Source organism: Pseudomonas sp. AFG_SD02_1510_Pfu_092 (genome assembly GCF_003331055.1).
GTDB lineage: Bacteria > Pseudomonadota > Gammaproteobacteria > Pseudomonadales > Pseudomonadaceae > Aquipseudomonas.
In genome coordinates this window covers 15,080-39,225 of sequence record NZ_PUQD01000022.1, presented here as the reverse complement: position 1 = coordinate 39,225, position 24,146 = coordinate 15,080, and the positions used below count along the sequence as shown (strand labels likewise).

At 68.4% G+C, this 24,146-nt stretch carries 9 protein-coding genes; 4 read left to right on the top strand and 5 right to left on the bottom strand.

The genetic code is table 11. From position 1 onward, the window contains the following. Positions 1-13: 13 nt before the first annotated feature. The 5 genes from C6A77_RS11985 to C6A77_RS11965 are packed head-to-tail and all read right to left on the bottom strand — an operon-like array spanning position 14 to position 18,867. On the bottom strand, positions 14-1,066 hold the full coding sequence (locus tag C6A77_RS11985; RefSeq protein WP_114169662.1) for a TauD/TfdA family dioxygenase: 1,053 nt from the start codon (positions 1,064-1,066) through the stop codon (positions 14-16). 3 nt (positions 1,067-1,069) lie between these two features. Beyond that, positions 1,070-5,851, bottom strand: coding sequence for a non-ribosomal peptide synthetase (locus C6A77_RS11980; protein ID WP_114169661.1), 4,782 nt, complete (start codon positions 5,849-5,851; stop codon positions 1,070-1,072). Between the two features lie 4 nt (positions 5,852-5,855). Beyond that, positions 5,856-8,948, bottom strand: a complete 3,093-nt coding sequence (locus C6A77_RS11975) for an amino acid adenylation domain-containing protein (RefSeq protein ID WP_241507414.1) — start codon at positions 8,946-8,948, stop codon at positions 5,856-5,858. Between the two features lie 8 nt (positions 8,949-8,956). Next, positions 8,957-17,884, bottom strand: coding sequence for a non-ribosomal peptide synthetase (locus tag C6A77_RS11970; RefSeq protein ID WP_114169659.1), 8,928 nt, complete (start codon positions 17,882-17,884; stop codon positions 8,957-8,959). Positions 17,885-17,889: 5 nt separating this feature from the next. Next, positions 17,890-18,867, bottom strand: coding sequence for a TauD/TfdA family dioxygenase (locus tag C6A77_RS11965; RefSeq protein ID WP_114169658.1), 978 nt, complete (start codon positions 18,865-18,867; stop codon positions 17,890-17,892). 202 nt (positions 18,868-19,069) lie between these two features. Here C6A77_RS11965 and C6A77_RS11960 point away from each other — a divergent pair, with 202 nt between their 5' ends. The 4 genes from C6A77_RS11960 (at position 19,070) to C6A77_RS11945 (ending at position 24,085) form a co-directional block, all read left to right on the top strand. Further along, a complete protein-coding gene (locus C6A77_RS11960; protein ID WP_114169657.1) occupies positions 19,070-19,285 on the top strand; it encodes an MbtH family NRPS accessory protein in 216 nt (71 codons plus the stop codon). A gap of 17 nt (positions 19,286-19,302) precedes the next feature. Further along, entirely contained in the window at positions 19,303-20,700 is a 1,398-nt protein-coding gene (locus C6A77_RS11955) for a diaminobutyrate--2-oxoglutarate transaminase (RefSeq protein WP_114169656.1), read from the top strand. A gap of 274 nt (positions 20,701-20,974) precedes the next feature. Beyond that, positions 20,975-22,666 (top strand): molecular chaperone HscC, encoded by a 1,692-nt coding sequence (locus C6A77_RS11950; protein ID WP_114169655.1) that lies wholly within the window; start codon positions 20,975-20,977, stop codon positions 22,664-22,666. A 6-nt stretch (positions 22,667-22,672) separates the two neighbouring features. Continuing rightward, entirely contained in the window at positions 22,673-24,085 is a 1,413-nt protein-coding gene (locus C6A77_RS11945) for a J domain-containing protein (RefSeq protein ID WP_114169654.1), read from the top strand. The last annotated feature ends 61 nt before the right edge of the window (positions 24,086-24,146 follow it).

The following is a 24,146-nucleotide window of genomic DNA, read 5'->3' as shown; positions in this document are numbered from 1 at the left end:
CCGTGCTGGCGCGTCAGGGCTTGAGCGCCACCTCCGTGCTGTTCAGGGCTTCGGCCATCGACACCAGGATGCGGCGCGGGCTGTCGTATTCGTTGCGCGCGTGCACCGAGAGCATGTTGTCCAGCAGCAGCACATCGCCGTGCTGCCAAGGGAACTCGGTCATGTGTTGCAGGTACAGGCCGCGCAGGTGTTGCAGCACCTGCGGCTCGATGGGGCTGCCGTCGCCGTAAAAGGTGTTCTGCGGCAGGTCGTCATCGGCGAAGTCGGCCTGCAGCGCATCGCGCACGCTGGCCGGCAGGGTGCTGACATGGAAGAACGTGGCGTGGTTGAACCACAGCGTCTCGCCCGTGCGCGGGTGGCGCACCAGCGCCGGGCCGACCTGGCGGGTGCGCAGGCGGCCGTCGGCTTTCCATTCGGTGCGGATACCGACGCTGGCGCAGTAGGCATCCACCTGGGCGCGGTCGTCGGTCTGGAACACGGTCTGCCAGGGCAGGCCGAAACCGTCGCCGTAATTGCGCACGTACATGATGCCCAGGCGGGCAAAGCGTTCGCGCACCTCAGGGTCGATGGCGCGGGTGATCGCCCGGGTGTCGCCGATCGGCGTTTCGCCACGCGACAGCGGCGCGATATCGCACCAGAGGAAGATCTTCAGCGGGAACACCGGCGAGTAGGAGTGTTCGTTGTGCGGGAAGATCCGCTGGTCCTTGGGGTAGTCGGTGGAGGTGTAGATATGCAGGCGGGGGTCCACCTGGGTGCGCGGCGAGGCGCGAAACTTGTACTCCAGCGCACCGCCGGACAACGCGCTGATGCAGTCGTCGAACGCCTGCGCGGTGTCGACCGGGAAGCCGCGGAACAGCAGGGCGCCATGCTCGAGCAGCTTGCTTTCGATCAGTTCGCGGTTGGCCTGCGCCCAGGCCACCAGGCTGATACCCGGGCCGCTCGGTTCGCAGACGGCGGTGTACACGCTGCCTGGGTTGAGCGGCGTGAAGCGCACCAGCGCGTTCTCATCCACACGGATCGGTTTGCGGCGCATGCCGCCGAGCTTGGCAATCGCGGGGCTGTTCATCTGTTATCCCTCCATAGAGTCGATGGTGATGCGGGTGCGGCGCCGGCTGCCGCCGAGGCGGGCCAGGCTCTGTTCGCTGCGCGCGCTCAGGTGCTGCATGCGTTGTTCCAGGAGCTGCGCGCGCAGCGGCTGGACCAACGTTTCGACCGGCAGCTCGGGGGCTGCGACCAGTTGTTCGAGCAGGCGCGTGAACGCCCCGGCAAAAGCCTCGGCGCTGTGCCCGTCAAGCAGCTCGGTGTTGTATTTCAGGGTGCAGGCCAGGCTGCCCTGGCGTTCTTCCACGCTCAGGTGCAGGTCCAGTTGCGACTGGCCGTGCTCGATGCGTTCGGGCAGCACGCTCAGGCCCGGCAACTCAAGGGCGCTGTCCGGTTGGTTCTGCAACACCAGCTTGGCCTGGAACAGCGGGTTGCAGGCCAGGCTGCGTGGCGGGTTGAGCGCTTCGACCAGGCTGTTGAAGGGCAGTGCCTGGTGGCTGAACGCTTCCAGCACCTGCGGCCGCAGGCGTTGCAGCAGGGCGTTGAAGCTGGGGTTGCCGCCGACGTCGCCGCGCAACGCCAGCTGGTTGATGAAGAAACCGACCATGCCCTCGGTCTCGCTGCGCTCGCGGTTGGCCACATCGGTACCGATCACCGCCTGGCTGCGCTGGCTGTGCAGGTACAGGTTCAGTTGCAGCACAGCGAGCAAACCCATGAACAGGGTGGCGCCATGGCTCAGGCACAGTTGCCTGAGCGCCAGGGCAGGGCCGGCGTCGATCTGGAACGACAGCCGCGCACCCTGGCCACCGAGCACCTGCGGGCGTGGCCGGTAGCTGAACAGTTCGAGCGGCGGCAGGGGTTCGCCCAAGGCCTTGCGCCAGTAGTCCAGGTGGCGTTGACGGGCCGGCGCGTCGAGCTGCTGGCGCTGCCAGGCGGCGTAGTCGCTGTACTGCACCGCCAGCGCCGGCAAGGCCGCACTGGCCCCGCTCAGGGCGGCGCTGTAGAGCTGGCTGAGTTCGCGGACCAGTACGCCCATCGACCAGCCATCGGACACGATATGGTGCATCACCAGCAGCAACAGGTGTTGTTCATCGCCCAGGCGCACCAGGTGCAGGCGCAGCAGCGGTGCCTGGCGCAGGTCGATCGGGCGTGTCGCCAGTTCGATCAGCAGTTGCCGGGCGCTGGTCTCTTGCTCGGCTTGTGGCAGTTGGCCGAGATCGTGCAGCGCCAGCGGCAGTTCGATGGCCTCCCGCACCTGCACGTACAGGTTGCCGTCCTCTTCGTGGAAGCTGCTGCGCAACGCCTCGTGGCGCTGGCTCAGGGCCTGGAAAGCCTGCTGCAGGGCGCCCAGGTCAAGGCGGCCGAGCAGCCGCGCAGCACTCGGGATGTGGTAGGCCGCGCTGTCTGGCTGCATCGCCTGCACCAGCCACATGCCCTGCTGGGCATGCGACAGCACCCGGCGGCCATCGCCTGGCTGCGCGGCGGCGACGATCGGCGCCTGGTCGGCGGCGCTGGCGGTGTCCAGCAGGGTGGCCAGCTGGGCAATGGTCGGTGCCTCGAACAGGCTGCGCAGCGGCAGCTCCAGGTTCAGTGCCTGGCGGATGCGCGCAACCAGTTGCGCGGCGAGCAGCGAGTGGCCACCGATGGCGAAGAAGTTGTCATCCATGGCGATTGCCTGCTGGCCGAGAACCTCTTGCCACAGCGCCAGCAACTGCCGCTCGCGTGCGCTTTGCGGCGCGCGCTGGTCGCTGCCCTGTGCGCTGCACTGGGCGTTATAGTCCGGCACCGGCAGAGCCGCGCGGTCCAGCTTGCCGCCTGGGGTCATGGGCATCTGCGGCAAGTGCACGAACGCCGAAGGCAGCATGTAGTCGGGCAGCTGCGAAGCCAGGTGCCGACGCAGGTCGGCGGCCTCCGGTGCCGGTGCGTGGCACACCAGGTAAGCCACCAGGCGGCGGTCGCCGGGGCGGTCTTCGCGCACCAGCGCCAGCGCCTGGCGTACCTGCGGGTGGCTGCGCAGGTGCGCTTCGATCTCGCTGAGCTCGATGCGAAAACCGCGCAGCTTGACCTGCTGGTCGATCCGCCCCAGGTACTCGTAGGTGCCGTCGCCGAGGCGCCGGGCCAGGTCGCCGGTGCGGTACAGGCGGCTGCCGGGCGGGCCGTACGGGTCGGGGCAGAAGCGCTCGGCGGTCAGCCCGGGCACATCGTGATAGCCGCGCGCAAGCAGCTCGCCACCGATGCACAGCTCGCCCGGGGCGCCCGGCGCTGCCAGGTTGTCGTCGCGGTCCAGCAGGTAGTAGGCGCGCCCACGCAGTGGCGCGCCGATCGGCAGTTGCAGCGGCAACTGCTCGCGGGCCAGCAGCGCGCTGCAGTCCTGGATGCTGGAAACCACGGTGATTTCCGTGGGGCCGTAGATGTTCAGCAGGCGCACCGCCGCCAGGCCGGCCTGGCGCCAAGCTTGCAGGCCGGCGCTGGGCATCGCTTCGCCGCCGACGCTGACCAGGCGCAACTGGCCGTAGGCCGCATGCGGTTGGCGGGCGAAGTCCTGGGCCAGCTGGAACCAATAGGCCGTGGTCAGGCAGGCGGCGACGGTGATCTGGTGACGATACAGGCGGGCATGGAATTCCTGGCTGTCCCACAGCTCGGGGCCGCGTACCACCAAGGCGGCGCCGCATACCAGCGGCGGGAACAGCTGGTCGACGAAGCCATCGAAGTTGAAGGTCGAGAACTGCAATACCCGGTCGCTGGCCTCGACGCCGTAATAGGCGCGGGCGACTTCGGTGTAGCCGGCCAGCGAGCGGTGGGTGACCGCCACACCCTTGGGTTTGCCGGTGGAGCCGGAGGTGTAGATGACGTAGGCCAGCTGCTCTCGCTGCACCGGGCGGGTGCTGGCGACCCCTTGCACGGTCGCCGCGCTGGCGTCCAGGCCGGTGATGTCCAGGCACGGGCGCTGGTAGGGCGCCATCACCGCTGTGGTTTGCGGCGCCACCAGCAGCAGGCGGATGTCGGCGTCGTCGATCATGTGCGCCAGGCGCTCGCCGGGGAACTGCGGGTCGAGCGGCACGAAGGTCAGCCCGGCGTTGAGCGTGGCGAACACCGCGGCGACGATGTCCAGGCCGCGCGGCAGGCACACGCCGATACGGGCTTCGGCGGGCAGGTCGAGGGCCAGCAGGTGGCGGCTGATCAGCTCGACCCGCTGTTGCAGGGTGGCGTAGCTCCAGCTGTGGTCGTCATGGATCAGCGCGATGCGCTGGGGGTGCTCGGCGGCTTGCCTGGCCAGGCGCAGGTGCACCAGCTCCGGCAACGGGCCGAGCGCCAGCGAGGCCTGGCAGTCGGCCAGCAGGCGCTGCTGTTGTGCCTCACTGTAAAGCGGCAGCTGGGCGACGCGCGCTTCGGGTGCCTGCACCAGGCTCTGCAGCAGGGTGGCATAGCTGTGGCCGTGGCCGGCCAGGGTGGCGGGCGCGAACAGGTCGGCATTGCCGGTGAATGTCAGCTCCAGTGCCTCGGCACGCTCGACGACGGTAAGTACCAGGTCGAACTGCGCGCTGACCTGCTCGCGCTCGATCTCCTCGACCTCCAGCCCTGGCAGTTGCAGGCGGCGCGGGGTCTGGCCGTCGAGCAGGTTGAACATCACCTGGAACAACGGCGAGTGCTGCAACTGGCGCTCGGGCTCCAGGGCCTGGACCAGCCGTTCGAACGGCAGCTGCTGGTGGGCCAGGGCCTGGCGGCGGGCCTGCTCGACGCTGTCGAGCACGGCAGCGAACGGCTGTTGGCCGTCGAGTTGGCAGCGCAGCACCAGGGTGTTGATGAAGCAGCCGATCAGCCCTTCGGTCTCGACCCGGGTGCGGTTGGCCACCGGTACGCCAACCCGCAGGTCGGTCTGCCCGCTGAGGCGGTACAGCAGCACATTGAAGGCGCTGAGCAGCACGCTGAACAGTGTTGTGCCGCGGGCCTGGGCCAGTTCACGCAGCGCCCTGCACAGCGGCGCGTCGATGTGCAAGGTGTGGCGGTTGCCGCGCCCGCTCGGCTGCCGTGGGCGTGGGTGGTCGGTGGGCAGCTCCAGGGTCGGCTGGCGCTCGCCCAACTGCTCGCGCCAGTAGGCAAGCTCGCTCGCCAGGGCATTGTCGCTGAGGCCGGTCTGCTGCCAGACGGCATAGTCGTGGTACTGAATCGGCAACGCCGGCAGGCCGCTGTCGCGGCCTTGCAGAGCGTCGGTGTACAGCGCGGTCAGCTCCTTGACCAGGATGCCCAGCGACCAGCCGTCGGCGACGATGTGCTGGGCCGTCAGGATCAGCACGTGCTCGTCGGCAGCGAGCCTTGCCAGCAGGCCGCGCAGCGGCGCCTGGCGCAGGTCGAACGGCCGGTTGCTCTCGCTGTCGATCAGTTGCTGCAGGCGCGCAGCGCGCTGTTCGGCGGGCAGCGAGGACAAGTCTGCCCGGGCCAGGGGCATCGGCAGTGCGGCGTGGACGGTCTGCCGGGCCTGGCCGTTGTGCTCGTCGAAGGTGCTGCGCAGGATCGCGTGGCGGGCGATCAACTGGTCGAAGCCGCGTTGCAGCGCCGCGTCGTCCAGGCTGCCGCGCAGGCGCAGGGCAGCCGGCATGTTGTAGGCGCTGCTGGCCGGGTCCAGGCGGTGCAGGAACCACAGGCGCTGCTGGGCCCACGACAACGGGTGCGGGCCGGGTTCGCTGGCCGCGACGATCGGCAGCCGAGCGAGGGCGAAGCCTTGCGCGGCCAGGGCCGCGGCGAAGGCCTGGCGTTTTTCCGGGGCGAGCCTGGCGATACGCTCGGCCAATTGCTGGGGGTCGAGTTGCATGGCATCAGTTCCTTGGCGCGTTGGCGGTTTGGGCGCGGGCTTGCAGGGCGGCGCGCTCCTCGGGCGACATCGCCGCCAACATGCGGCGCAGCTCGGCGATCTTCAGCAGCGTGCCCGGCTGGCTTTCGCGGGCGCGCAGGGCTTCGCCCAGTGCCGCCACGCTGGGGTGGTCGAACACCAGCGCCGGCGCCACTTCCAGTTGCAGCAGGCTGCGCAGGCGGGTGCACAGCTTGATGACGATCAGCGAATGGCCGCCGAGGTCGAACAGGCTGTCATGGATGCTCAGGCGCGGGCGTTCGAGCAATTCCTGGTACAGGTCGACCAGCAGCGCCTCCAGGGCGTCACGCGCTGGCACTTCGAGCGGCTCGCTGGCTTGGCTGCCTGCGCTTGGCAGGGCGGCGAAGTCGACCTTGCCGTTGGCCAGGCGCGGCAGTTCGGCCACGCACAGCAGCTGGCTCGGCAGCAGGTAGTCGGGCAGCCGTCCACGCAGCTCGGCCAGCAGTGCGGCGCTGTCGCGCGGGCTGACGGCATGCGCCAGCAGCTTGCCGTCGCGGTACTGCACCACGGCCTGGCTGACCCCGTCGAGGCCGAGCAGGGCGGCTTCCAGCTCGCCCGGCTCGACGCGGAAACCCCGAATCTTGATCTGCTTGTCGATACGCCCCGCCAGGTGCAGCTGGCCGCTGGCCGAGAGGTACCCCAGGTCACCGCTGCGGTACAGACGCTGGCCGGGTTGCAGCGGGTCGTCGATGAAGGCATCGCTTGCCCGGTTCAGGTAGCCGCGGCACACCTGGGCACCGCCGATGTACAGCTCGCCGAGGGCACCGAGTGGCGCCGGTTGCAGGCCGCCCGGGGTGCTTTGCAGCACGCGCACCCAGGTGTTGGCCAGGGCATGTTGCAGTGGCAGCGGGGTGCGTGGGTCAGGCGCCTGGTCCAGGCTGTACAGCACGCCCACGGTGGTTTCGGTGGGCCCGTAGTGGTTGTGCACGCGGCTGCCCGGTGCCAGTTGCCCGATGCGTTGGCGCAGCGCGCCTGGGCAGGCTTCGCCGCCCAGCACCAGCACCTGCGGCAGGGCCACGTTGTGCTGGCCGTCGAGCAGCGCCGCCAGGTGCGATGGCACGATCTTCATGCAGTCGATCCGCCCGCTGTGCAAATACCTGGCGAATGCGGCGGCATCGCGGCTGGCCTGGTCGTCTGCCAGCACCAGGCAACCACCGGTCCACAGCGCGGCGTAGAGGGTGGTGTTGCCGAGGTCGGCGGCCACCGAGGAAATCAGCGCGAACCGCTTGCACTGAGCCAGGCTCAGCGCTTCGCTGACGGCGGCGGTGTAGTTGAGCAGTTGGCCGTGTTCGATCACCACGCCCTTGGGTTCGCCGCTGGTACCGGAGGTATAAAGCAGGTAAGCGGCATCGTTGAGGGTGATGGCAGCGTTGACCGGCGCTGTCGCAGGGCTGTCGAGCAGGGCCGCGAGCGGGCAACCGTCGTCACCGCCGATCACCAGCTGCGGCTGGGCGTCGGCGATGATCCGCTGCACCCGCGCCGCTGGCCAGGCCGGGTCCAGCGGCACATAGGCGGCACCGGCGCGCTGCACGGCGAACAGGGCCAGCAGCAGTGGCGCCGAGCGCGGCAGCAGCAGCGCGACGTTGGCACCGCGCCCGATCCCGCGCGCTTGCAGCACCGCAGCCAGGTGTTCGACCTGGCTGTGCAACTGGGCGTAGCTCAGGCTGAGTGCGCCGCCCTGCAGCGCCGGGGCGTCCGGGGTGTGCAGTGCCCAGTGGGCCAGGCGGTCGATCAGCGGCTGCGGGCCAAAGTCGCGCTGCGGGCCGCGCAGGCATTGCTGCAAAGCCAGATGGGCGGGTGGGCTGACCGGCAGATCGCGCAGGGCGCGCTGGCCCGGCTGTGCGACCAGCGCCTGGAGCAAGTGCAGGTATTGCTCGAGCAGGCACCGCAACTCGGCTTCGGGGTAATGCGTGGTGGGCGACTGCACGCTGAGGGCGAGCACGCGCTGCTGCGCGTCGAGGGTCACTTGCAGCGCCAGTTGCAAGCCCGCATCGGCGCCGGGCATGGCGTCCACCGACCAGTGCAGGCCGGCGCAGGTGAATGCCGCGCTGTGGCGCACCAGGGTGAAACCGACGCTGTGCTGCACGGCGACGGCAGGCTCGGCGACATTCCAGTACTCCTGCTGCTGGGCGTGCCCGTCCAGCTGTGCGGCGAGCTGTTGCAACCAGACGTCGAAGGGTTGTTCGAGCTGCGGCATCAAGGCCAGCGGCAGCACCTTCTGGTACACGCCGATGCCATTGGCCAGGGCTTCGTAGTCGAAGCGGCAATCCTGTTGCCAGCCGGCGCTGAAGGCGGCGTTGCCGCCGATGCGCGCCAGCAGCACCCACCAGGCGGCCTGCAGCACGGTGCCCAGCGCTTGCCCGGTGCTGTGCGCAAGGTGCTCCAGCGGGGTGTGCAGTGCATCGGGCAGGGCCTGTTCAACGGTGCTGCCCGCGGCTTCGGCCGAGGGCTCGCGCAGGCCGTTCAGGCGCATCGGCGCCAGCGCCTGCAGGCCCAGGCCGGCCCAATAGGCGCGCCCGGCGGGCGCCTCTTCGTCGGCGTCGAGGTCGTTGCGCCATTCGACATACTGGCTGTACTGGAAGGCTTCCTCCAGGGCGGCGTCAGGCTGGGCATACAGCGCGGCCAGTTCGCCGAGCAGGTTCTGCAGGCTGAGACGGTCTGCGGCGCAGGCGGCGACGTACAGGTCCAGGCGCCACTGCTCGGCACCTTGGGCACGGACGATGGCGCGCACCAGGCCGCCCTGGTCGATGGCCAGCGGTTGAGTGGCCAGCGCCTGGGCTTCGGCTTGCTGGTCAGCGCCCAGCAGGTGCCAGTCGAGGCTGGCCGGCTGCGTGCTCTGGCGCAGGCTGCGGTACAGCGTGGACGGGCGCAGGGCTACGCGCAGGCTGGTGTGGCGCTCGATCACCTGCAACAAGGCTTCGTGCAGGCGCCCGGGCTGCAGCGGCCCGGCAAGGCTCACGCCCAGGTGCAGGGGCGCGCGGCCCTGGCGTACGGCCAGGGCCTGTTCGGCGCTCAGGGGCAGGTCTTGGTTCGGTTCCATGGCGGTGTTCATTGCGCGGTGTGGTCCTGCAGTTCCGTTGCGTGGGGTTTGGCAGCCAGTCGGGCCGGTTCGTGCATGTCGCCCATGGCGACGGCGATCTTGCGTGGCCCCTGGTACGGGTCGCGGGCGTGGGCGGCGATCAGGTTGTCGAGCATGACCACGTCGCCACGCTGCCAGTCGAAGCGCACGGCGCAGGCTTCGTAGAGGCGGCCGATCAGGGCCATGCTTGCTGCGTCGATCGGGCTGCCATCGCCGAAGTACACCTGGCGTGGCATGCGTGCCTCGCCGACCATATTGAGCAAGTCTTCGCGCACCTGGGGTTCGAGGCACAAGGTGTGGTGCAGCTGCAGCTGGTTGAAGAAGCTGCGCTCGCCGCTGAGCGGGTGACGGATCACCGCCGGGCAGCGGGTGCGGGTTTGCAGCTCGTCATTGGCCAGCCAGCGGAACTCGGTGTCGCTGGCCCGGCACAACGCTTCGACCTGCTCGCGGCTGTCGGTCTTGAAGAACTCCCGCCAGTTGACGTCGAGGCGCTCGGTGAACGTGCGCACGTAGAGCAAGCCTTTGCGTTCGAAGGCTTCGGCGAGCGCTGCCGGCAACTGCCGGTACAGCTCGCGGCAGTCGACGATCGGCGTGGCGCCACCGACCGGCGACGGCTGCTCGCAGTAGAACCACTGCTTGCGCGGCGCACGCGGCAGGTGCGAACTCTCGTTGTGGAACAGGATCATTTCCTGCTCCGGGTACGGCGTGGAGCGGTAGATATTGCGCCCGCCTTCTTTCTTCGGCAGGTCGCCGTAGCCGCCGAACAGGCCGGGGTGAATGGCTTCGGCGAAGGCTTCGAAGGCTTTCGCATCGTCCAGGGCGAAGCCGCGGAACAACAGGCCGCCGTGCTGGCACAGCAGGGTGTCGATCAGGTCCCGCGAGCTTTGCGCCCAGCCCACCGGGTCGAGGTCGGCGGCCAGCGGTTCGATCAGCAGCGGGAACTCGCGGCCCGGCTGCAGCGCCGAGGTGCGGATCAAAGGCCGCGGCGCGGCGGCGCGGGCCGGCAGTTTTTTCAGCTTGTCGAGCTTGCTTGACGAAGGGGCGGGGGTTGCCAAGGCCGGTGTCTCCATACGGGGCAGGGTGACGGTGAATGAGTTGAGGGCAGCCTGCGGCTGGTCGGCCAGCTGCTGCAGCAGGTTCAGCCAGGCACTGATCAGCGCGTCGATGCGTTCAGCCTTGAACAGGGCGCGGGCATACACCCAGTCGCCGCGCATGACCGCGCCGTGGCGTTCGAGGAACAGCGCCATGTCGAACTTGCTGGTGCGCTCGGCGGCAGGCTGCATGCGCACATCGAGCCCGGGGATCGAGAAATCGCCCGCCGGGGTGTTCTGTAGCACGAACAGCGCCTGCACCAGCGGGTTGCGGCTGCGCTCGCGCGGCACCTGCAAGGCCTCGACGATGCGGTCGAACGGCAGTGCCTGGTGCTCCAGCGCTTGCAGGCAGGTGTCGCGGGTGCGGGCGAGGAAGTCGCGCAGGGTGTCGCCCGCCTGGCGCCGCGAGCGCAGCGGCAGGACGTTGACGAAGAAGCCGATCAGGCCTTCGAGATCGGCGTGTTCGCGGCCGGCCACGTCGGTGCCCAGCAGCAGGTCGTCGGCACCGGTGACGCTGTGCAGCAGCAGTTCGAAGCTGGCCAGCAGGACCATGTACAGGCTCACGCCCTCGGCCAGGGCCAGGGCTTCGAGGCGTGCCAGCAGCGGCGCGGGGATTTCCAGCGCCCTGGCGGCGCCGCGGGCGTCGGCCTGGGCCGGGCGTGGCCAGTCGCAGGGCAAGCCCAGCACCTGCGGCGCGCCTTGCAGCTGGTGTTGCCAGAAGCCGACCTCGCGCTCCAGCGCAGCGCCTTGCAGGCATTGGTGCTGCCAGGCCGCGTAGTCGGCGTACTGCACGGGCAGCGCCGGCAGCGAAGCCGGGCGGCCGTCGCGAAGGCTGGCGTACAACTGGCTGAACTCGTTGACCAGCACCCCCACCGACCAACCGTCGGCAACCATGTGGTGCAGCGCCAGCAACAGCAGGTGCTGGTGCTCACCCAGGCGCAGCACCCGCGCCCTGATCAGTGGCGTCTGGCGCAGGTCGAACGGCAGGCGCAGGTTGTCCAGGCTCTCCTGTTCGGCCACCTGCTGGCGCTGGCCATCAGGCAGCGAGGTGAGGTCGCGCAGGCTGACGTCCAGCGTCAGCTGCTCGGCGATCAGCATGATCGGCTCACCGTCGAGGTCGTGGTAGGCGCTGCGCAGCACCTCATGACGGGCGAGCAGGGCATTGAAGGTGGCGCGCAGCGCGGCCATGTCCAGCGGCCCGCTCAGGGTCAGGCTGGCGGCCATGTTGTAGGACGCCGACGGGCCGTGCAGGCGATCGACCAGCCACAGGCGCTGCTGGCTCAGCGACACCGGCATGTGCGCCTGGCGCGGCACCGGCAGCAGTTGCGGGGCGGCACTGGCCTGGGCCGGTGCGGCGGCCAGGGCGTCGAGGCGCTCGGCCAGCTGCCACAGCAGCGGCGCCTCGAACACGCTGCGCAGCGGCAGTTCGAGGGCGCAGCGCTGACGGATGCGGGCGATCAGGCGGGTGGCCAGCAGCGAGTGCCCGCCGGCTTCGAAGAAGTGGCTGTTGCGGCCCAGCGGCTGCTCGGGCAGCAGCGCCGCCCACAGCTCGCCGAGCAACTGTTCGTTGGCGCTGACCAGGGGCTCGACCTCGGCGTGCTGCAACGACGGCAATGGCAACGCCTTGCGGTCAACCTTGCCGTTGGCGTTGGTCGGCCAGCTGTCCATCGCCACCCACAGCGACGGCACCATGTAGGCCGGCAGGCTGTCGCGCACATGCTGCGCCAGCACGGCGTCGTTCAGCGCATGGCCGTTGCGCCCTTGCCAGTAGCCGACCAGCAGGTCGCTGCCGCCCAGCGTTTGCAGGCTGACCATGGCCCGCAGCACATCGGGGTGACGCTCCAGCTGGGCCTCGATCTCGCCCGGTTCGATGCGGAAACCGCGCAACTTCAACTGGAAGTCCTTGCGCCCCAGGTACTGCAGCACGCCGTCGGCGTCCCAGCGGGCCAGGTCGCCACTCAGGTACAGCCGGCTGCCGGCGGCGCCGAACGGGTTGGGAATGAAACTGGCGGCGGTGCGTGCGGGGTCGGCCAGGTAGCCGCGGCTGACGCCGATGCCACCGATGGCCAGCTCGCCGACCACGCCGGCGGCCACCGGTTGCAGGTCGTGGCCCAGCACGTAGAGCTCGGCATTGGCGGTAGGCCGGCCGATGGCCACAGTGGCGCCTTGCGCGGGCGCCTGGTACAGCGGCTGGAAGGCTACGTCATCGGAACATTCGGCCGGGCCGTAGGCGTTCATCAGCGGAATCTGCGGGTAGTGGTGGAACCACAGCTGGGCGGTGGCCACCGGCAGCGCTTCGCCGGTCGGCAGTACCCAGCGCAGGTGCGGCAGCGACAGCGGCTGGCCATCGACGCTTTCGAGCATGGCCTGGAGCAGCGCCGGCACGGGTTCGAACAGGCTGACGCGGCGTTCGTGCAGCAGCTGCAGCAGGGCCTGCGGGTCACGTACCAGGTCATCGCCGATGATCTCCACGCAGGCGCCGAACAGCGGTGCGGTGAGGGTTTGCCAGACCGATATGTCGAAGCAGGCCGGGGCGGTCTGGGCGATCACGTCGTCGGCGTTCAGGCCCAGCGGGTGGACCTTGGCCAGCATGTTGTTGAGCATGCCGGCACGCGGCACCATCACGCCTTTGGGCTGGCCGGTGGAGCCGGAGGTGAACAGCACGTAGGCCAGTTGCTGCGGGCCTGCCGGCTGCTGCGGCAGCATACCGCTGGCGCTCAGCTCCAGCAGGTCCGAGGGCAGCGCGCGGTGGCCCTGGTAAACCGCAGCCAGCGGCTCGGCATAGGCCTGGCTGCAGACCACCAGCGGCTGCTGCAGGCGCGTCAGCACCTGCTGCCAGCGTGCCGGCGGCTGCGAGGGTTCGAGCGGCAGCCAGCCGCAGCCGGCGCGCAAGGTCGCGACCATCAGGCAGAACCACTCGATGCCACGCTCGGCCAGCAACGCCACCGGCTGGTCGGGTTGCGCGCCGAGGGCTTGCAGGCCACGGGCCAGGCGTTCGGAACGGTGCCACAGCTGGGCGTAGGTCAGCGACTGACCGGCGCAGCGCGCGACGATGCGCTCAGGGTGCGCGGCGACCTGCGCCGCGACCCGCGCTTCCCAGCTGTGTTCGAGATCGTAGGCGGCCGGGTTCAGGCCCCAGTCGAGCAGGCGCTGCTGCTGCGCCGGGCTGAGCGTGGTGAGCTGCTCCAGGCACGTGTCCAGCGGGCTGTCCAGCGCCAGCAACAGGTTCAGCAGGTCGTCGCTCAGGCGCTCCAGCGCGGCACCGGGGAGGCGCTGGGCATCGGCGCTGAACAGCACTTCCAGGCAGCGCCCGGGCAGCACTTCGACCGTCAGGCCGTAGCTGGTCTGCTCAAGGTTGTCGAGGACCTTGAAGGTCAGCTCGCCGGCCTGCAACTGCCGTTCGCTGAGCGCCGGCAGGTTCTGGAACACCAGCAGGGTGTCGAACAGCCCGGCACCGCGCGGGTGCTGCTGGAGGATCTGCGCCAGCGGCGTCTGCTCGTGCTCGCGCATGGCCACGCTGACCGCCTGCACCTGTTGCAGGTAGTCGCCCAGGGCCATGCCCGGGGCGATGTGCAGGCGCAGCGGCAGGGTGTTGATGAAGACGCCGAGCATCTGCCCGGCATCGGCCAAGGCGTCGGGGCGGCCGCTGCTGGTGACGCCGAACATCACCTCGGTGTGGTTGTTGCAGCGCGCCAGCAACAGGCCCCAGGCCGCCTGCATCAAGGTGTTGAGGGTAACCCGGCAGGCCTTGCCGAGGGCGTTCAGGCGGCTGCTGTGGGCTTCGCTCAGGCGCAGGCTGCGGCTGTGGTAGCGGGCCGTGCCGCCGGGCTCGGCCGGGTTCAGCGCCGGCAGGCTGCCGACCCCTTCGAACTGCGCCAGGTGTTGCTGCCAGTATTGCAGGCTGTGTTCGGTCGGCTGCGCCGAAAGCCAGGCAATGTAGTCGCGGTAGGCTGGCCGCGCGGGCACGGCGCTGCCGTTGTAGCGGGCGAGGATCTCTTCCATCAGCATCACCGAGCTCCAGCCGTCGGCGATCAGGTGATGGCGGCTCCAGATCAACCAGCTGTGCTGCGCGTCAAGGTGGATCAGGGCCAGCCGTTGCAGCGGTGGGCGCTGTGGGTCGAAGCCTTGGGCGCGGTCGGCCTGGCAGTAGGCGTCCAGCGCCTGCTGGCGTTGTGCCGGGCCCAGTGCGCTCCAGTCCAGCCGCTGGATGGGCAGGGTCAGCTCACTGCACACGCCTTGCAGCGGTTCGTCCAGGCCTTGCCAGAGAATGGCCGTGCGCATCAGCGGATGCGCGGCGAAGGTGGCGCGCCAGGCGGCGAGGTAGCGCTCGGCATCCAGCGGCCCTTGCAACTCGGCCTGCAACTGGTTGACGTAGACCCCGCTGGCGCCTTCCAGCAGGCTGTGGAACAGCAGGCCTTTTTGCAGCGGCGAGAGCGGGTAGGCGTCCTCCAGCGGAGTACCCAGCAGGGCTTGCAGCGGTTGGCGTTGTTCGGCGCTCAGCGATACCGCGCGGTGCACTGGCGTTGCTGCGGGCGCGGGCTGGGCCGCCTGGCGCTGTTCCAGGAGCACGGCCAGGGCGGCGACCCGCGGCTGGGCGAACAGGTCTTTCGGGCTGAACTTCACACCCAGCTTGCGCGCCTTGGCAATCAGTTGCAGGGCGATGATCGAATCGCCGCCGACGCTGAAGAAGTCGTCCTCGCGGCTGAGTTCCGGCTGCCCCAGTACTTCGCGCCAGAGCGCCAGCAACTGCGCCTCCAGCTGTTTCAGCGGCGAGTCCAGGGTGGCCGCGAGACGAGCAACGGTGGGGTGGGCGAAGAAGTGCCGGGGGGTGATCTTGAGCTGTGCCTTGCGCGCCTTGGCAATCACTTGCAGGGCCATGATCGAGTCGCCGCCCAGGGCGAAGAAGTCGTCATGGACCGACAGCTCAGGCTTGCCCAGCACCTCGCTCCAGAGCGTCAGCAGCAGGGCTTCGACCGGGTCGCGCGGGGCGCTGTGCGCTTGCGCGGGGGCTTGTTCGGCTGCCGGTAGCGGCAGGTTGTGCCGGTCGACCTTGCCGTTGCCCAGGCGTGGCAGGCGCTGCAGTTCGACGTAGCGGCTCGGCAGCAGCGGCTCGGGCAAGCGCTCGGCCAGTTGCTGGCGCAGCTGCGCGTGGTCCAGCCCAGGCTCGGCGACCAGGTAGGCGACCAGCCGTGGCGCTTCGCCCTCAACCAGGGCGCGGGCCAGTACCGCCGCTTCGCGTACGCCGGTGCAGGCGCGCAGGCAGGCTTCGACTTCGCCCGGTTCGACGCGGAAGCCGCGGATCTTGACCTGGTCGTCGATGCGGCCGAGGAATTCGATGGCGCCACTGGCCAGCATGCGCACGCGGTCGCCGCTGCGGTACAGGCGCTGGCCGTTGCCGGCGAAGGGGTCGGGAATGAACTGCCGGGCGGTCAGGCCGGGCTGGCCCAGGTAGCCATCGGCCACCCCGGCGCCGCCGATATACAGTTCACCGATGCTGCCTAGCGGCAGCGGCGTGAGGTGCGGGTCGAGCACCTGCACCTGCACGTTGTCCAGCGGCAGGCCGATCGGGGCAAAGCCGGAAAGGCCCGGGCGTTGGTCTTGCACGGCGTGGGTCAGGCAGCCGACGGTGGTTTCCGTGGGGCCGTAGTGGTTGACGATGCGGCAACTCGGCGCAAGTGCCTGCAGGCGCTTGACCAGGGCCAGGTCCAGGCCTTCGCCGCCGAGCACCAGGCACTGGCGCGGCAGCAGGCGTTGCGGCTCGGCCACGGCGAGCAGGGCCGCCAGGTGCGAAGGCACGATCTTCAGGCAGTCGACCGGGTTGGCCGCCAGGTACTGGGCGAGTTCTTCCGGGGCACTGGCCAGTTCGTCGCTGATCAGTTGCAGGGTGCGGCCGCTGAGCAGCGCGCCGAACCAGGCGGTATAGCCCAGGTCTGCGGCGACGCTGGCCAGCGCTGTCAGGCTGGCCTGGGCGCTCAGCGCCAGTGGCTTGAGCACGGCTTCGGCGTAGTGGGCCAGGTTGCCCTGGGTTACGCGCACTGCCTTGGGCGTGCCGGTGGAGCCGGAGGTGTAGATCAGGTAGGCCAGCTGCTGCGGATGCGCGCCATGCGCTGCCACGCTGGCAGCGCCTGCCAGACGGTGCAGGGCGTGGGCGGCGTCGATCAGCACGCTGGCCGCGCTGTCGTCGAGCAGCTGGCGTTGCCGCTCGGCGGGCAGGGCGGGGTCCAGGCACAGGTAGGCGGCGCCGAGCTTCCAGCTGGCCAGCATCGCCGTGATCAGCGCGCGGCTGCGCGGCAAGGCGATAGCGATGACCTGCCCGGCGCCGGCCCCCGCTGCGCTCAGGCGGTCGGCCAGTGCGCAGGCGGCGTGGTCCAGTTCGCGGTAGCTCAGGCTGCCTTCGGCGTCACGCAGGGCGATGCGCTGGCCATGGGCCTGGACCTGATGGGCGAAGGCGGCCACGGCGGTGGTGAAGGCGGGCGGCTGGCTGGCGCCGCTGCGGCGGGCGAGGTTGGCCGGTGGCGTGGCTGGTAGCTGATGCACCGGCGCCTCCACTTGCCCCAGGGCAACGTCGGCGAACCAGGCGAAGTCCTCGGCCAGGCGGGCGATGCGTGCGGGCTCGAACAGGTCGCTGCGATAGCGCCACTGGGCCAGCAGTTGCACGCCGTCGTCCTGCCAGCGCAGGTTGAGTTCGTTGGCGGCGCCGCGCTGGGTGAACAGGTGTTCGCGTACGCTGTAGTCGGCGAAGGCGTCGTCACGGTGGCTTGGCATGTAGGTCATCATGCAGTGGAACAACGGCCCGCTGGCGACCTCCTGCTGCAGGCGCGCCGCAGGGTAGCGGCGGTGGCGCAGGCCTTCGCGCATCTGCTGGGCGGTGTCGCGCAGGCAATCGGCCAGGCTTGGCGCGTGGGCGAAACGGGCGCGCAGCGGCAGGCTGTTGAGGGTGAAACCGATCAGCTGCTTGTAGCGGGCTTTATGCCGGTCCATGGTCGGCGTGCCGATGAGGAAATCATCCTGGCCGGTATAGCGATGCAGGAATACCTGGAACAGCGTGGCCAGCAGCACATACAAGCTGACGCCCTGGTCTGCGGCGAGCTGGCGCAGCCGGTTGCTGAGGGCGGGGTCGAGCAAGCGCTCGACCTCGCCGCCGGCAAAGCCTGGCGTGCGTGGGCGCGGGTGGTCGGCAGGCAGCGTCAGCGCGCTGGGGCTGCCGCTGAGCTGGGTACGCCAGTAGCTGGCGGCTGCTTCGAGCTTGTCCTCGGCCAGCAGCGCGCGTTGTTCTTCCAGCCAGTCGAAATACAGGCCGGCCGCTGGCAGCGTCATGGCCTCACCGCTGTGCTCGGCGTGGTAGGCGGTGAAGGTCAGTTTAAGCATCCACTCGACGCTGAGAAAATCGCCGCTGATATGGTGGGCCGCCATGCACATATAAAGGCGGCCTTGGTTTTGCAGCAGGTCAAGCCGGCAGATGTTCGCCGCCGCCAGGTCGAACGGCTGGTCGGCGTGCTGTTCCAGCCAGGCCTCGACGCCGGCGCTGTCGAGGTTGTCGATACGTTCGATGCGGGTGTGCACCTGGATGTGTTGCGGGCGGTACATCCACAGCACGCCGTCCTGCTCGCGGTAGCCGCAGTGCAAGGTTTCGCAGTGTTCGACCACCCGGGCGAAGGCGCGGCACAGGGCGCTGGGGTCGAGGTCGGCGCGCAGCTCGCGGGCGGCGACCATGTTGTACGCCGGGCTGGCCGGGTTGAGCTGGTGGTACTGCCACAGCGCCTGCTGGCCGGCGCTGGCCTGATGCAACGGGTGAGAGGTTGTCATCGGGGTCACTCCTGGGCCGGTTCAGCCATCGCCACGATCACTTGGCGCGGCCCTTTGAAACTGGCGCGGCCGTGGGCCACCAGCATGTTGTCGAGCATCAGCACATCGCCTTGCTGCCAGGGGAAGCGCACGGTGCACTGCTCCAGCACCCCACGGATCTCTGCCAGTGCGCTTTCTTCCAGCGCGCTGCCATCGCCGTAATAGACGTTGCGCGGCAGGTCGAGCGGGTCGTCGACCACCGCCAACAGGCTCTCGCGCACCGCCGCCGGCAGGTTGGAAACATGAAAAAGATGGGCCTGGTTGAACCACACCCAGTCCTCGGTGACTGGGTGGCGCGCGGTGGCCTGGCACACCTGGCGGGTGCGCAGTTCACCGTCTTCCTTCCATTCGAAGGCAATCTGGTTGGCCCGGCAGTAGGCTTCGGCCACGGCGCGGTCTTCGCTGTTGAAGGCGCGCTCCCAGGGCAGGTCGAGGCCGTTGCCGTAGTTGCGCACGTACATCAGGCGTTTGTCTTCGAAGCGCTGGCGCAGGGCGGGATCGATGTGCCGGAAGATCTGCCGGCTGTCGGCGATCGGCGTTTCGCCACCCTCGAGGCTGGGCTGGACGCAGTGGAACCAGATCTTCATCGGCCATTGCAGGGTGTAGGACTGCTCGTTGTGCAGCGGGATGACCTGATGCGCCGGGTATTCGGTGGAGGTATACACCCCCTGTTCGATCGCCTTGCGCGGGGTGGAGCCGAATTCGTAGTTGAGCAACGGATGACCGAAGCTGCGCACCAGCGCCTGAAACGCCTGCTCACCCAATACCCCGAAACCCCGCAGCAGCAGGGCGCCGCTTTCATGCAGGCAGTCGTTGGCCAGCGCATGCAAGGCTTCGAGGTTGCATGCGCCGGGTTGTGCCGGCTCGACCAGCACCGGCAAGCCGCTGCCTGGCAAAAGTGCTTGCACCGACAGGCTATCGACCAGCCCGACCCCTCGTCCCATGAGTTGCTCCTTTGTTCGCATAGTGGTTACAGCAAATGGCCATCCTGGGTCCCCCACTGGGCCTCGGCGGAATATATACGAAAGATATGGTAAGTGTTAATGCAATTTATTAGCATTCACGCCGTTGGTGAGCGCCTCGACTGCAGCCTTGTTTCGGGCAGCCGGGATCCAGTGAAAAACGTTTGTTCAAGGAATCGAAAAAATGAGTTGGGAAAAGGCCGAAAGCGGGTTCGTAGTGGTGGTCAATCATGAGGAGCAGTATTCGATCTGGCCGGATTACAAAGCGCTGCCCGAGGGTTGGCGTACAGTCGGCCAGCAGGGCGACAAGGCCCAGTGCCTGGCCTGGATCGAGCAGAACTGGACCGACATGCGCCCGCTGAGCCTGCGCCAGGCCCTGCAACGTGCTGACCAACGCTGATCGCCGGGGAGCTATCCATGGAAGACATTCAGCCTGCGCCGTTCAACCTGGCGCACTTTCGCCGCCAGCCGCCACGCCATTTCGACGCTGATCCGCTGCTTGAGCGCCAGGCCGCACGCGAGTCGAATGCGCGCTCTTATCCGCGGCGTATTCCACTCGCATTGAAAGCCGCCCACGGCATCTACGTGCAGGACACCCGCGACCAGCTGTTCATGGACTGCCTGGCCGGCGCGGGGACATTGGCGCTAGGCCATAACCACCCGTGCAGCCTGGCGGCGATGCGCGCCACCCTGGACAGCGGCGTGCCGCTGCACACCCTCGACCTGACTACCCCGGTCAAGGACCTGTTCGTCGAAACCTTGTTCGAGGCGTTGCCGCCGGCCTTCGCTGCCCAGGCGCGTATCCAGTTCTGCGGGCCGACCGGGGCCGACGCCATCGAGGCGGCGATCAAGCTGGCGAAGATCGCCACCGGTCGCAAGGGCGTATTCTGTTTCTCGGGTGGTTACCATGGCATGACCCACGGCGCGCTCAGCCTCATGGGCAACCTGGGGCCCAAGCAACTGCCGGGTTCCCTCATGCCCGATGTGCAAGTGCTGCCGTACCCCTACGACTATCGCTGCCCGTTTTCGCTGGGTGGCGAGGCCGGTGTCGACGCCGGGCTCAGCTACATCGAGCAGCTGCTGAGCGACCCGGAGTCCGGGGTGCCGCTGCCGGCGGCGGTGGTGGTGGAGGCGGTGCAGGGCGAGGGCGGTGTCATTCCGGCGCCGGCCCGCTGGCTGCAGGGCCTGCGCAAGCTGACCCGCGAGCACGGGGTGGTGCTGATCGTCGATGAGGTGCAGAGCGGCATCGGCCGCACCGGGCGCATGTTCGCCTTCGAGCACGCGGCGATCGAGCCCGACGTGGTGGTCATCTCCAAGGCCATCGGCGGCGGCCTGCCACTGGCGGTAGTGGTCTACCAGCAAGCGCTCGATGTGTGGAAGCCGGGCGCCCATGCAGGCACCTTCCGCGGCAATCAGCTGGCCATGGCTGCCGGCACCGCGACCCTGCGGCATATTCGCGACCACGGCCTGGTAGCCAATGCCGAGCGCATGGGCGACTACCTGATGACCCGGCTGCGTCAGCTGCAGCGTGATTTTCCGGCCATCGGTGATGTGCGCGGGCGTGGCCTGATGGTCGGCATGGAGCTCGTTTCCACGGCCGCCGGCCAAGGCCGCGTACCGGCAGGGGACGGCGTACTTGCCAAGGCCGTGCAACAGAACTGCCTGCGCGAAGGGGTGATTCTCGAACTGGGCGGCCGGCATGGGGCGGTGGTTCGCTTCCTGCCGCCACTGACCATCGGCACGGAGGAGGTCGATACGCTGGTGGAGAAACTGCAAGTCGCGTTGACCAGGAGCCTTGCGTCGGCCCTGGCCTGAACGCGCTCGATCGTCTTTTGAATGAGGTAGCGGTTAACAGGGCTGCCTGCGGGCAGCCCTTTCGGATGACTGCACACCAGATGTAGTGTGTTGGGCAAGTATCGATTCCGCCACATCAATCGCGCTAACATGCCGCCCTCATTCAGGCGCTCAAGCTGCCGATCCCCACCGCCGATAACCCCGACCACGGGTTTGCGTTCGCCAAGATGGCGCTCGTGCACGGCCGGTCAGCTGAGCGTTTTGCTGCCCGAACGCGTCATAAGGAATAGTGATTGTGATCATCGGAATCGACCTGGGCACCACCAACAGCCTCGTGGCTGTTTGGGAGGGTGAACAAGCCCGGATTATCCCCAATGCCCTGGGCGAATTGCTTACCCCCAGTGTCGTCGGCCTTGATGACCAGGGCCAGTTGGTCGTCGGTAATATCGCCCGCGAGCGGCTGCACACCCACCCGCACCTCACCGCGTCGCTGTTCAAGCGCTACATGGGCAGCGCCCGGGAAACCCGGCTGGGCACAACGGTCTACCGTGCCGAAGAACTCTCGGCGATGCTGCTGCGCAGCCTCAAGGAGGACGCCGAGCGCGCCTTGGGCGAGCCGGTGCACGAAGCGGTGATCAGCGTGCCGGCGTACTTCAGCGACGCCCAGCGCAAGGCCACGCGTATCGCCGGCGAGCTGGCGGGGCTGAAGGTCGAGAAGCTGGTCAACGAGCCCACCGCGGCCGCCCTGGCCTACGGCCTGCAACAGCGCAGCGAAGCGAACTTTCTGGTGTTCGACCTGGGCGGTGGCACCTTCGATGTGTCCATCCTCGAGCTGTTCGAAGGCGTCATGGAAATCCGTGCCAGCGCCGGCGACAACTTCCTCGGCGGTGAAGACTTCGATGACTTGCTGGTGGCGCACTTCATCAGCAAGATCGGCAACGCCGACCTGCCGGACACTACCCAGCCGGCCATCGCCCAGCGCTTGCGCCGTGAAGCCCAGCGCGTGCGGCACGCGCTGGGGCAGGCGCCGGTCGCCCGCTTCAGCCTGCGCGAGCAGGACCGCGAGTGGGACCTGGAGCTGAGTCAGGGGGACATGGCCGAGGTGGTGAAACCCTTGCTGGAGCGCCTGCGGGCGCCGATCGAGCGGGCCATGCGCGATGCCCGGATCAAGGTCGGCGACCTCGACGAAATCCTCTTGGTGGGCGGCACCACACGCATGCCGCTGGTGCGCAAACTGGTGGCCTCGCTGTTCGGGCGCATCCCGTCGATGCAGCTCGACCCGGACCAGGTGGTGGCCCAGGGGGCTGCCATCCAGGCGGCGTTGCAGGCCCGCCATGCCTCACTCGAGGAAGTGGTACTGACCGATGTCTGCCCATACACCCTGGGCATGGAGGTCTCGGTAAAGCAGGGCGCCACTGTCCAGAGCGGCCATTACCTGCCGATCATCGAGCGCAACACGGTGGTTCCGGTGAGCCGGGTGCAAACCGTTTACACGCTGCATGACGGCCAGAAAGCGCTGCAGCTGAAGGTCTACCAGGGCGAAAGCCGGCTGGTGAGTAACAACATCTTCCTCGGCGAGCTGGAAATCCCGGTACCGCCGCGCAAGGCCGGCGAGGTCAGCCTGGAGGTGCGCTTCACCTACGACAACAATGGTTTGCTCGAAGCGCAGGTGCACGTGCCAATCAACGGCGAAAGCCATCGCTTGCTGATCGAGAACAACCCGGGCGTACTGGCGCCTGAAGAGATCAGCCGCCGCCTGGCGGCATTGCAAGACCTGAAAGTCCACCCCCGCGATCAGCAGGTCAATACACTGCTGCTGGCCCGGCTGGACCGCCTGTACCAGGAAAGTCTCGGTGAAAGCCGGGAGTTCATCGCCGCGATGGCGAACCACTTCCAGCAGATGCTCGAGACCCAGGACGAACAGCTGATCCGCAAGGCCCGCAGCGAGATCAGCCAGCGTCTTGCGCATTTCGACATGGAGGGTTGAGGGATCATGAGTCACTGGCAACTGCTCGAACTGACCCCGGACGCCGATGAGCGCAGCATCAAGCGCGCCTATGCGCGCCTGTTGAAAGTCCACCGCCCGGACGACGACCCGTTGGCCTTCCAGCGCTTGCGCGAAGCCTACGAGGCCTCGCTGGCCGAGGCCCGCTGGCGAGCGCAGGCTGATGATGAAGAGGCCGCACTGGCGCTGGTTGAACACGAACCCGCTGCGCAAAGCGCAACGCAGGTCGCGCCAATGGCGCGCGAGGAGCACGCGGCGCCGGTAGAGCCGTTGACCGCCACCGACTGCAAGGAGATCGCGCTCGCTGCCAGCCCCCCGGAACCGTCCTTGGCGGTGATGCAGCAATGGCTGGCCGAGGGCAAGGAGCCGCAGGCGCTCGACGCGCTGCGCCATTGGCTGGCCAGCGATTGGCTGCTGCCCTTCGCGCGGCGCCAGCAGTTCGACCAGCAGGTGCTGGAGTGGCTGGAAGCGGCGCCGCAATGGTCACCAGCTTTTTTCGAGCGCGTCTGCCAGGCCATGGGCTGGGACGAAACCCAGGGTGATCTGCCTTGCGACTACTGGCGCTGGGACGGCCTGATCGACCGCTGCGAGCGGCAGGCCCTGGAAGAGCGTGTGCGTGCCGACCTGGCCAGCCATGACGATGATCAGCGGCAAGGGCAGGTCGCGGCACTGCTGCTCAAGCCCCTGAGCGACCGCCGCCGCCGCCAGACCGCCGACGGTTTTTCGGGCCACGATTGGCAGCGTTTTGCCGAGTTGGCTAAAGCTATCGAATACCAGAGCCCCGGCTTGCCCGAACGCCTGGGGCTGCAGCTGCTGGACAACTGGCGGGACTGGTTGCCAGCCAGCAGTTTCACGGGCGTGTACGTATTCCTGTGGATCGCGTTGGCGGTGCTGGCCGGCTATTCGATGCTGGCCAACCCACAACTGATCGATGGGCTGGCCGCCACCCTGGCCATCGCGCTGTTCATTCCGGGTGCGATCTTTCTTGGCAGCAGGGCCTACCGCTTCTGGTCGATGCTGGCGGTGTCGGCCGGGCCGTTGGATATCCTGCTGAGCCGGCGGCTGGTGCCGCGCCGTTGGTACCGGCAAGGTGCCGGGCTTCTGCTGCTGCGGCACATAGTACCGAGCATCGTGCCTGCCCTTTATGCCTACGCATGGTCCAGCGGTGTGCCGGGGGTGCGCTGGGCCAGCACGCTGCTGGTGTACCTGGGCACGTTGTATTTCACCGATGTGGCGCTGAGTAGCGCCAAGGCCACCATCTGGGACCGGGCGACGCGGGCGATCAAGCGCCAGGTGGCGCGCCTGCCTTGGCATCTGCTGCGGCGCCAGGGCTTGTTGATTTGCCTGGCCGTGGTGGCGATGGGGGTGTATGTGTATTTGCATTCCGGGATAAGGGGTTAGGACTGCAGCAGCCAAGGCTGACGGGTTTAATGACCCGCTTCGTTCAGCTGACCGGTGTGCT